Here is an 8048-nt window from a genome sequence, read left to right as displayed (position 1 = left end):
CCCAACAGCCAGATCGACGATCTCCTGCCTTGGGTCTACATCAACAAGCTCGAGCTCAAGGCCGTGGCCTGAGAACACCGCTTACTTTTCTCCACCGAAACAGAGCGCTCAGTCGCGGGAATACAAGCGGTTCCGCGCTAGACGCGTAGCGACAGTGCAGAGCCTATCAAAGCCCGTGCTCTGGTGGAGCGCGGGCCGGTTGGGTGCGGGCTGATCTACAGTTGGAGCGAACTGTCGTCGCTGTCACGGTTCTGGATTTGTGATTTGCTAGCGGAGAGAGCGGTGGTCCGCATGCCGCGAACCATAACGAACTAAGCGCCTTGGCACATGTCGCATCTGAGGTCCTGAGGCGGCTTACCGGCGCGGGAACACGTTGGAGAAACGACGCAAACTTATGGCTGCGCTAGATGGGCAGGATACTGCCGTTAGTTGCAGAAGACAGAATTGCCAATTTTGTTGCAAGTCGTGCCATCGCTGAAGAAAAAGGTCCGCTTGCTGACCCTTAGCTGACTCTCGCAAGCTTCTTGCGAAGTGCAATGTTGTACGGAACGCATCCTTGCGACCCAAAGAAATGCCGCGCGTCGAGATTGGCTGCCCAGATGCCCATCGCAATTTCGTCAATACCTGCGCAAGCAGCTCGCTGTTCAACATGGCACATCAAAGCTGTGGCAACTCCACGACGACGAGCTTCCGGCATAACCGAGATGTGGTGCACATAGATCCGGGGCCGAGGGAAAATAAACGGCGTTTCTGGCAGCGACTGAATTTCAAACCAGACGTAGCCGACTGGAGCACGATCAATCTCAGCAATCGCGATCGAGCTCCTCGGATCAGCCAGCCGCGCTGCTAAGAATGTCCTCACCGCAGACGGATCGGCTGCCTGTTTGAAAACGTCTGGATGCAATTCAGCATGGAGACTCTGAACCACCTGATTGAGCCGAACGAGCGCGTCAAAGTCTGCCTCCGAGGCAGCCCGAACTTCCACTGACATCGAGAAACCTCCCCGTTTTTAGACAACGCTGCGACGGTGATGTCTTTCTGTCAACGAATGTCGGTCTTCCGCCCATCTCGGCCATTGGCGGCAGCCAGTTGATGGAGATTTGACCCTAGTGATTAGTAGGCTACTAATCGAACCTTACCAAACGCCCCGAAAATAAAGGGTTTCTTGGGATTATCTGGCGGAGAGAGCGGGATTCGAACCCGCGTTACGGTCTCCCGTAAACACACTTTCCAGGCGTGCGCCTTCAACCACTCGGCCACCTCTCCGTCTTTAGCATTTTCGCTGCGGCCGGTTTCGCCGCGCGGGTTGGGGAGATGCATCTCCCTTGGGAGTCCGGACCGGATTCCGGCCGTGGGCGCCGTCAACCAGCGGATACCCTTTCCCGCACCTGAGCCGTTAAAGCAACAGGCGCGGGGCTCATCTAGTCGATCCGGTGCCGAATGCCAAGACATAACGGCAGTCTATTCGCTTTGCCGGATAGGGATGCTCAGTCCATGTTATCGGAGCACCCATTGGGAGCGCATCGAAACGATTGGTGGAGGTGTGCTTGCCGTCCGGCGGGCCACCGGTTCCGGCGAACCGGCGGTCGCGGGTTCAACTTCGCGTGTCGCGATTGCAGGCCAAGCAAGTAGATCCTATCTAACAGTCCGATACGACATTCTGATAAACTCCTGGGGAGGAAGGGTCCGGATGTTCCGCTTCGTCTTTCGTCTCGCTGCAATGGTCTCGCTTTCGGTTTCGGTCATCATGGCCGTGCTCGACGCGACCCGCTCGGTGGCGGCTTCGGCGCTGGTGATGACCCCGCTCAATACCAGCTGGCTCGCGGTCTCGCCGGATACGCGCAGCGCCTTCGAAAGCTTCGTCCGCGACAAGGTCAATCCGTTGCTGTGGGACGGTGCCATCGCCTGGGTGCTCAGCCAGCCCGGCTTCGCCGTGTTCGCGGTGCTGGCGTTTATTCTTTATGCCATCGGCTACAGGCGGCAGCGCCCCAGCGGGCGGTTCGCCGCAACCTGAAATTTCCAGCTTTCCCGGCCCCTGCGTCGCGGGAAAAGCTCAACCAAGAAGAAAAGGAACCCGCACATGTTTCTCAGCGACATGCTGAACAAGAAGCTCAACCTGCCGAAGCCCTCCGAGGCGTTGCCGGGCCGCGACCGGCCGATCCCGACGGCGTCGAAGCACTTTGTCTCGAACAGGCCGCTCAAGGGTCCTTATCCCGAAGGGATGGAAACGGCGATGTTCGGGCTGGGTTGCTTCTGGGGCGCCGAGCGCCTGTTCTGGCAGGTCGAGGGCGTCTGGGTCACGGCGGCCGGCTATGCGGGCGGCGTGACGCCCAATCCGACCTATCAGGAAACCTGCACCGGGCTCACCGGCCATGCCGAAGTCGTGCTCGTCGTCTACGATCCGAAGATCGTGTCCTATGCCGAGCTTTTGAAGCTGTTCTGGGAAAGTCACGACCCGACGCAAGGCATGCGCCAGGGCAATGATGTCGGCACCACCTACCGCTCGGCGATCTATACGTTCAGCGACGCGCAGTACCAGGCTGCGATCGCCTCGCGCGATGCCTACGAGGCTTCGCTGCGCGGCGCCGGCCGCGGCAAGATCACCACCGAGATCGCGCCGGCGCCGGAATTCTACTTCGCCGAGGAAGACCACCAGCAATATCTGGCGAAGAACCCCTACGGCTATTGCGGCCTGCAGGGAACCGGCGTCTCCTGCGCCATTCCGGCCGCCGCCTCCGCCTGATCTTACGCCCTGACGCAATGAATATGCTGTGGCGCCGCGATGCGGCGCCATGCTTTTCCAAAGGGTCAAAATTCCACGTGAATTTTGTTTCGGGCCGTGCCAAATTGACCCGAAGCGGGAGGAAGACACTCCTGCCTGACGCCGCATGCCTGCCGGAGAACCGGGCCGGCATGCGGTGCATAATGGACAAATAACCGACAGGGGTGTGGATCACATGAAACGTATCGTACTTGGCCTCATGGCCGCAGCTGCAATGGTTCTTCCGGCCTTCGCCGCGGATATTCAACCCGCGATCCTCTACGATCTCGGCGGCAAGTTCGACAAGTCGTTCAACGAGGCGTCCTTCCACGGCGCTGAAAAGTTCAAGACCGAGACCGGCATCCCCTATGTGGAATTCGAGGTCAGCAACGCCACCCAGCGCGAGCAGGCGCTGCGCCGCTTCGCCGAGGACGGCCGCAACCCGATCGTCATGGCGGGCTTCTCCTGGGCTGACGCGCTCGACAAGATCGCCACCGAGTTCCCCGATACCAAATTCGCCATCATCGACATGGTCGTCGACAAGCCCAATGTCCGCTCCCTGGTCTATAAGGAGCAGGAAGGCTCGTACCTCGTCGGCGTGATGGCGGCGATGGCTTCCAAGACCAAGAAGGTCGGCTTCGTCGGCGGCATGGACATTCCGCTGATCCGCAGGTTTGGCTGCGGCTATGTCGGCGGCGCCAAGGCGGCCGGCGCCACCGACGTCATCCAGAACATGACCGGCGATACGCCGGCAGCCTGGAACGATCCGGCCAAGGGCGGCGAGATCGCCAAGACGCAGATCGACCAGGGCGCCGACGTGGTCTACGCAGCGGCAGGCGGCACCGGTGTCGGTGTGCTGCAGGCAGCGGCCGACGCCGGCAAGCTCGGCATCGGCGTCGATTCCAACCAGAACGGCCTGCAGCCCGGCAAGGTGCTGACCTCCATGGTCAAGCGCGTCGACGTTGCCGTCTACAACACCTTCATGGATGCCAAGAACGGCAAGTTCACGGCAGGCGTCAACGATCTCGGCCTCAAGGAAGGCGGCGTCGACTACGCCATGGACGACAACAACAAGGCGCTTGTCGACGATGCGATGAAAGCGGCGGTCGAAAAAGCCAAGGCCGACATCATTGCCGGCACCATCAAGGTGCACGACTACATGTCGGACAATGCCTGCCCGTATTGATTGATCGACATTGCAGACTGACGAGCCGCCGGGTGAAAGCCCGGCGGTTTTGCATTGTCAGCCGCTCACCAGTGCGGCGGCTTGGTCACCGGCACGTCGGGTGCGGCCTGTTCCTCCAGCGCCAGGAAGCGCTCGGCCAGCGCGTCGAGCTTGCGCTGCATGCGCTCGATCACCTTCCACTGCTCGGCGATCTGGCCGGACAGTTCCTCGACCGTCTTCTCCTGCTCGGCGGCGCGGATTTCCAGCGTCGTCAGCCGATCCTCGGGCATGGTCATTTGAAATCCTCGATCAGGCGATTGTGCAGGCTGCGGCCACGTTGGAAATTGACAAGCATGGCGGGATTTGTCGAGAGTGAACCCTGCTCCGGCCAATCGGTACGGACCCAATTGGCACAGACTGGGCGTCATGCTAGGCGTTTGACCAAGCGGTAAAAAAATAACAGTGGGAACAGGCTGCATGGCGCAAGCCGCAATCGAGCTGATCGGCATCGACAAGAGCTTTGGCGCCGTGCGCGCCAACCGCGACATCAATCTGGAGATTATGCGCGGCACCATCCATGGCATCGTCGGCGAAAACGGCGCTGGCAAGTCGACGCTGATGTCGATCCTCTATGGTTTCTACCAGGCCGATTCCGGCGAAATCCGTGTCGGCGGCCAGCCGGCATCGATCAAGACGCCGAACGATGCGATCGCGCTCGGCATCGGCATGGTGCATCAGCACTTCATGCTGGTCGACAATTTCTCGGTGCTGGAAAACGTCATTCTCGGCGCCGAAAGCGATGCGCTGCTGAAGAAGAGCATCGCCAAGGCGCGTTCCGAGCTGGAGCGGCTCGAGCGCGAATACGGGCTCGAAGTCGATCCGGACGCGATCATCGAGGAGTTGCCGGTCGGCCTGCAGCAACGCGTCGAAATCCTCAAAGCGCTCTATCGCGGCGCCGAGATCCTGATTCTCGACGAGCCGACAGGCGTGCTGACGCCGGCCGAGGCCGACCATCTGTTCCGCATCCTCAGGCAGTTGAAGGAGCAGGGCAAGACGATCGTGCTGATCACCCATAAGCTGCGCGAGATCATGGCGATCACCGACACGGTCTCGGTGATGCGCCGGGGCACGATGGTGGCGACGCGCGAAACCAGGAAGACCACGGTCGAGGAGCTGGCCGAGCTGATGGTCGGCCGGCGCGTGCTGCTGCGCGTCGAGAAGGGCGAGGCGAAGGCCGGCGGCGTCAAGCTCGCGGTCAAGAACCTGACGGTGAAGGATTCCCGCGGCGTCACCATGGTCGACGACGTCTCCTTCGACGTCCATGCCGGCGAGATCGTCGGCATTGCCGGCGTCGCCGGCAACGGGCAGTCCGAACTGCTCGAGGCGATTTCCGGCATCAGGCACGCCGTTTCGGGCTCCGTTATGCTCGACGGAAAGCCGATCGACCTGACCGGCGCCGCCGATCCCGGTGAGTTGCGCGAGCGCGGCCTTGCCCATGTGCCGGAGGACCGCCATCATGTCGGCCTGGTGCTGGCCTTCGAGGAGAACGAGAATTCGATTCTCGGCTACCAGGACGACGAGCGCTATCTGAAGGGGCCGTTCCTCGACATCGACGCCATCCGTAACGATGCCAGGGACAAGATCGTCAAATACGACATCCGACCGGCCGACTGCCGCCTCAAGACCGCCAATTTCTCCGGCGGCAACCAGCAGAAGATCGTGCTGGCGCGGGAAATGGAACAAGATCCCGGCGTGTTGATCGTCGGTCAGCCGACGCGCGGCGTCGATGTCGGCGCCATCGAATTCATCCACAAGCGCCTCATCGCCATGCGCGACCAGGGCAAGGCGGTGCTGGTGGTTTCGGTCGAGCTCGACGAGATCCGCTCGCTTTCCGACCGCATCCTGGTCATGTTCGCCGGCCGCATCGTCGGCGAGCGCGGCCCGGAGGCGACCGAGGGTGAGCTCGGTCTGCTGATGGCCGGCGTCGAGCATCGGGAGGCCGCCGAGTGAGCACTCCCTATGCCAAGCTGCCGGCCTGGGCCGATTACGTGCTGATCCCGCTGATCAATCTATTCGTCGCCTTCGTCGTTGCCGGCTTCGTCGTCATATTGGTCGGCGAGAACCCGCTGCGCGCAGCCGTCGTCCTGGTCGAGGGTGCATTCGGTCGCGGCCAAGGCATCGCGTTCACGCTTTTCTATGCCACCACCTTCATCTTCAGCGGGCTTTCGGTGGCGGTTGCGGCGCATTGCGGCCTGTTCAACATCGGTGGCGAGGGCCAGGGCTATATCGCCGGTCTCGGCATCGGCATCGTTTGCCTGACCTTCGACAGCGTGCTGCCCTGGTGGCTGACCTTCCCGATTGCCATTGTCGCCGCCGCGGCGATGGGCGCGCTGTGGGCGCTGATCCCGGCCTATCTGCAGGCCAAGCGCGGCTCGCACATCGTCATCACCACCATCATGTTCAATTTCATCGCCGCTAGTGTCATGGTCTATGCTCTGGTGGGCATGCTGAAGCCGCCCGGCTCGATGGCGCCGCAGACGCGTACCTTCCTCGAAGGCGCACAATTGCCGAAGCTCAACTGGGTCATCGAATTGTTCGGCGCCAAGATCCGTTCGGCGCCATTCAATGTCAGCTCGCTGCTGGCGCTGGCCATGGCCTTTCTGGTGTGGGCCCTGATCTGGCGCACCAAGCTGGGCTATGAGATGCGCACCTATGGCCACAGCCCGAAAGCGGCGCGTTATGCCGGCATTTCGGAGATACGTATCATCATCATCGCCATGATGATCTCGGGCGCACTGGCCGGCATGATGGCGCTCAACCCGACGATGGGCGACCAGCACAATGTCGCGCTCGAATTCGTTTCGGGCGCCGGTTTCGTCGGCATTGCGGTGGCACTGATGGGACGCCTGCACCCGGTCGGCATCGTGCTTGCCGCAATATTGTTCGGCATGCTCTACCAGGGCGGCGCCGAGCTCGCCTTCGAGATGCCGGCGATCAGCCGCGACATGATCGTTATCATCCAGGGCCTGGTCATCCTGTTCGCCGGCGCGCTCGAGCATATGTTCCGGCCTTATGTCCAGGCGCTGTTCGCCTCGCTCAGCCCGAGATCGGTCGGCATGGAAGCGGTCAAGGGGAAGGGCGCCTGAGATGGATTTCTTCAACGCCATCGTACAGGTCCTGGACTCGACCATCCGCCTGTCGGTCCCTTTGCTGCTCGCCTGCCTCGCCGGCCTCTATTCGGAGCGCGCCGGCGTCTTCGATATTGGGCTCGAGGGCAAGATGCTGGTCGGCGCCTTCGCCGGTGCGGCCGCCGCCTCGGTCTTCCACTCGGCTTATCTCGGCCTCGGCATGGCCATCCTCATCTCGGTTGCCTTCGCGCTGATCCACGGCTTTGCCTCGATCACCCATCGCGGCAACCAGATCGTCTCTGGTGTCGCGATCAATTTCATTGCCGCCGGATCGACGATCATGCTCGGCCAGGCCTGGTTCCAGCAAGGCGGGCGCACGCCGGCGCTGGCCGCCGGCGAGCGCTTCGAAGCAATCATCTGGCCTGGCGCGGATGCGCTCAGGAGCGTGCCGATCCTCGGGCCAATCTATTCGGAACTCATCTCCGGCCACTCCGTGCTGGTCTATCTCGCCTTCCTGGCCGTGCCGTTCACCTGGTGGGTGCTGTTTCGCACCCGCTTCGGCTTGCGCCTGCGCGCCGTCGGCGAGAACCCGGCCGCGGTCGATACCGCCGGCATATCCGTCGCCTGGCTGCGCTACCGGGCGCTGATCTGCACCGGCGTGCTCACCGGCATTGCCGGCGCCTATCTGTCGATGGTGCAGAATGGCGGCTTCGTGAAGGACATGACCGCCGGCAAGGGTTACATCGCGCTGGCCGCGCTGATCTTCGCCAAATGGAAGCCGGTCAATGCCATGTTCGCCTGCCTGCTGTTCGGCTTCCTCGACGCGGCGTCGATCCGCCTGCAAGGCACGCCGCTGCCGCTGATCGGCAAGGTGCCGGTGCAATTCATGCAGGCGCTGCCCTATGTGCTGACCGTCATCCTGCTTGCAGGCTTCATCGGCAAGGCAATCCCGCCGCGCGCCGGCGGCGTGCCTTATGTCAAGGAACGCTGATTT

The 8048-nt window shown here is 62.0% G+C and carries 8 protein-coding genes and 1 tRNA gene; 6 read left to right on the top strand and 3 right to left on the bottom strand.

Annotation, left to right across the window (positions count from 1 at the left end):
• Positions 1–502: 502 nt before the first annotated feature.
• Entirely contained in the window at positions 503–991 is a 489-nt protein-coding gene (locus tag NKG60_RS15750; protein ID WP_352665599.1) for a GNAT family N-acetyltransferase, read from the bottom strand.
• A gap of 185 nt (positions 992–1176) precedes the next feature.
• Positions 1177–1266 (bottom strand) — tRNA-Ser (locus NKG60_RS15745).
• Positions 1267–1690: 424 nt separating this feature from the next.
• On the opposite strand from NKG60_RS15745, the gene NKG60_RS15740 reads away from it, so the two are divergent.
• From NKG60_RS15740 to NKG60_RS15730, 3 genes are all read left to right on the top strand, one after another.
• The gene (locus NKG60_RS15740) at positions 1691–2014 is read left to right on the top strand and encodes a hypothetical protein (RefSeq protein ID WP_352665598.1); all 324 of its coding nucleotides are present in this window, start codon (positions 1691–1693) and stop codon (positions 2012–2014) included.
• 66 nt (positions 2015–2080) lie between these two features.
• On the top strand, positions 2081–2743 hold the full coding sequence (msrA, locus tag NKG60_RS15735; protein ID WP_352665597.1) for a peptide-methionine (S)-S-oxide reductase MsrA: 663 nt from the start codon (positions 2081–2083) through the stop codon (positions 2741–2743).
• A gap of 214 nt (positions 2744–2957) precedes the next feature.
• On the top strand, positions 2958–3947 hold the full coding sequence (locus NKG60_RS15730; protein WP_352488676.1) for a BMP family lipoprotein: 990 nt from the start codon (positions 2958–2960) through the stop codon (positions 3945–3947).
• A 65-nt stretch (positions 3948–4012) separates the two neighbouring features.
• On the opposite strand, the gene NKG60_RS15725 is transcribed toward NKG60_RS15730, so the two are convergent.
• On the bottom strand, positions 4013–4222 hold the full coding sequence (locus NKG60_RS15725; RefSeq protein WP_352665596.1) for a SlyX family protein: 210 nt from the start codon (positions 4220–4222) through the stop codon (positions 4013–4015).
• 181 nt (positions 4223–4403) lie between these two features.
• On the opposite strand from NKG60_RS15725, the gene NKG60_RS15720 reads away from it, so the two are divergent.
• Genes NKG60_RS15720 through NKG60_RS15710 form a run of 3 tightly spaced genes read left to right on the top strand, consistent with a single transcriptional unit; the run spans position 4404 to position 8045 of the window.
• Complete coding sequence (locus NKG60_RS15720; RefSeq protein ID WP_352665595.1) at positions 4404–5936, top strand: ABC transporter ATP-binding protein; 1533 nt, start codon at positions 4404–4406, stop codon at positions 5934–5936.
• Positions 5933–7072, top strand: a complete 1140-nt coding sequence (locus NKG60_RS15715; RefSeq protein ID WP_352867259.1) for an ABC transporter permease — start codon at positions 5933–5935, stop codon at positions 7070–7072. The genes NKG60_RS15720 and NKG60_RS15715 overlap by 4 nt, the downstream gene beginning before the upstream one ends.
• A 1-nt stretch (position 7073) precedes the next feature.
• Positions 7074–8045, top strand: coding sequence for an ABC transporter permease (locus tag NKG60_RS15710; protein ID WP_352516902.1), 972 nt, complete (start codon positions 7074–7076; stop codon positions 8043–8045).
• The last annotated feature ends 3 nt before the right edge of the window (positions 8046–8048 follow it).

Source organism: Mesorhizobium sp. M1428 (assembly GCF_040317515.1).
Lineage (GTDB): Bacteria > Pseudomonadota > Alphaproteobacteria > Rhizobiales > Rhizobiaceae > Mesorhizobium.
The sequence above is the reverse complement of the archived record's forward strand: the minus strand, read 5'-3'. Positions and strand labels throughout refer to the sequence as shown.

Coding starts and splice junctions, on each gene's coding strand:
- NKG60_RS15725 (WP_352665596.1), bottom strand. CDS start 4,222: ATGACCATGCCCGAGGATCGGCTGACGACGCTGGAAATCCGCGCCGCC.
- msrA (WP_352665597.1), top strand. CDS start 2,081: ATGTTTCTCAGCGACATGCTGAACAAGAAGCTCAACCTGCCGAAGCCC.
- NKG60_RS15710 (WP_352516902.1), top strand. CDS start 7,074: ATGGATTTCTTCAACGCCATCGTACAGGTCCTGGACTCGACCATCCGC.
- NKG60_RS15740 (WP_352665598.1), top strand. CDS start 1,691: ATGTTCCGCTTCGTCTTTCGTCTCGCTGCAATGGTCTCGCTTTCGGTT.
- NKG60_RS15750 (WP_352665599.1), bottom strand. CDS start 991: ATGTCAGTGGAAGTTCGGGCTGCCTCGGAGGCAGACTTTGACGCGCTC.
- NKG60_RS15720 (WP_352665595.1), top strand. CDS start 4,404: ATGGCGCAAGCCGCAATCGAGCTGATCGGCATCGACAAGAGCTTTGGC.
- NKG60_RS15730 (WP_352488676.1), top strand. CDS start 2,958: ATGAAACGTATCGTACTTGGCCTCATGGCCGCAGCTGCAATGGTTCTT.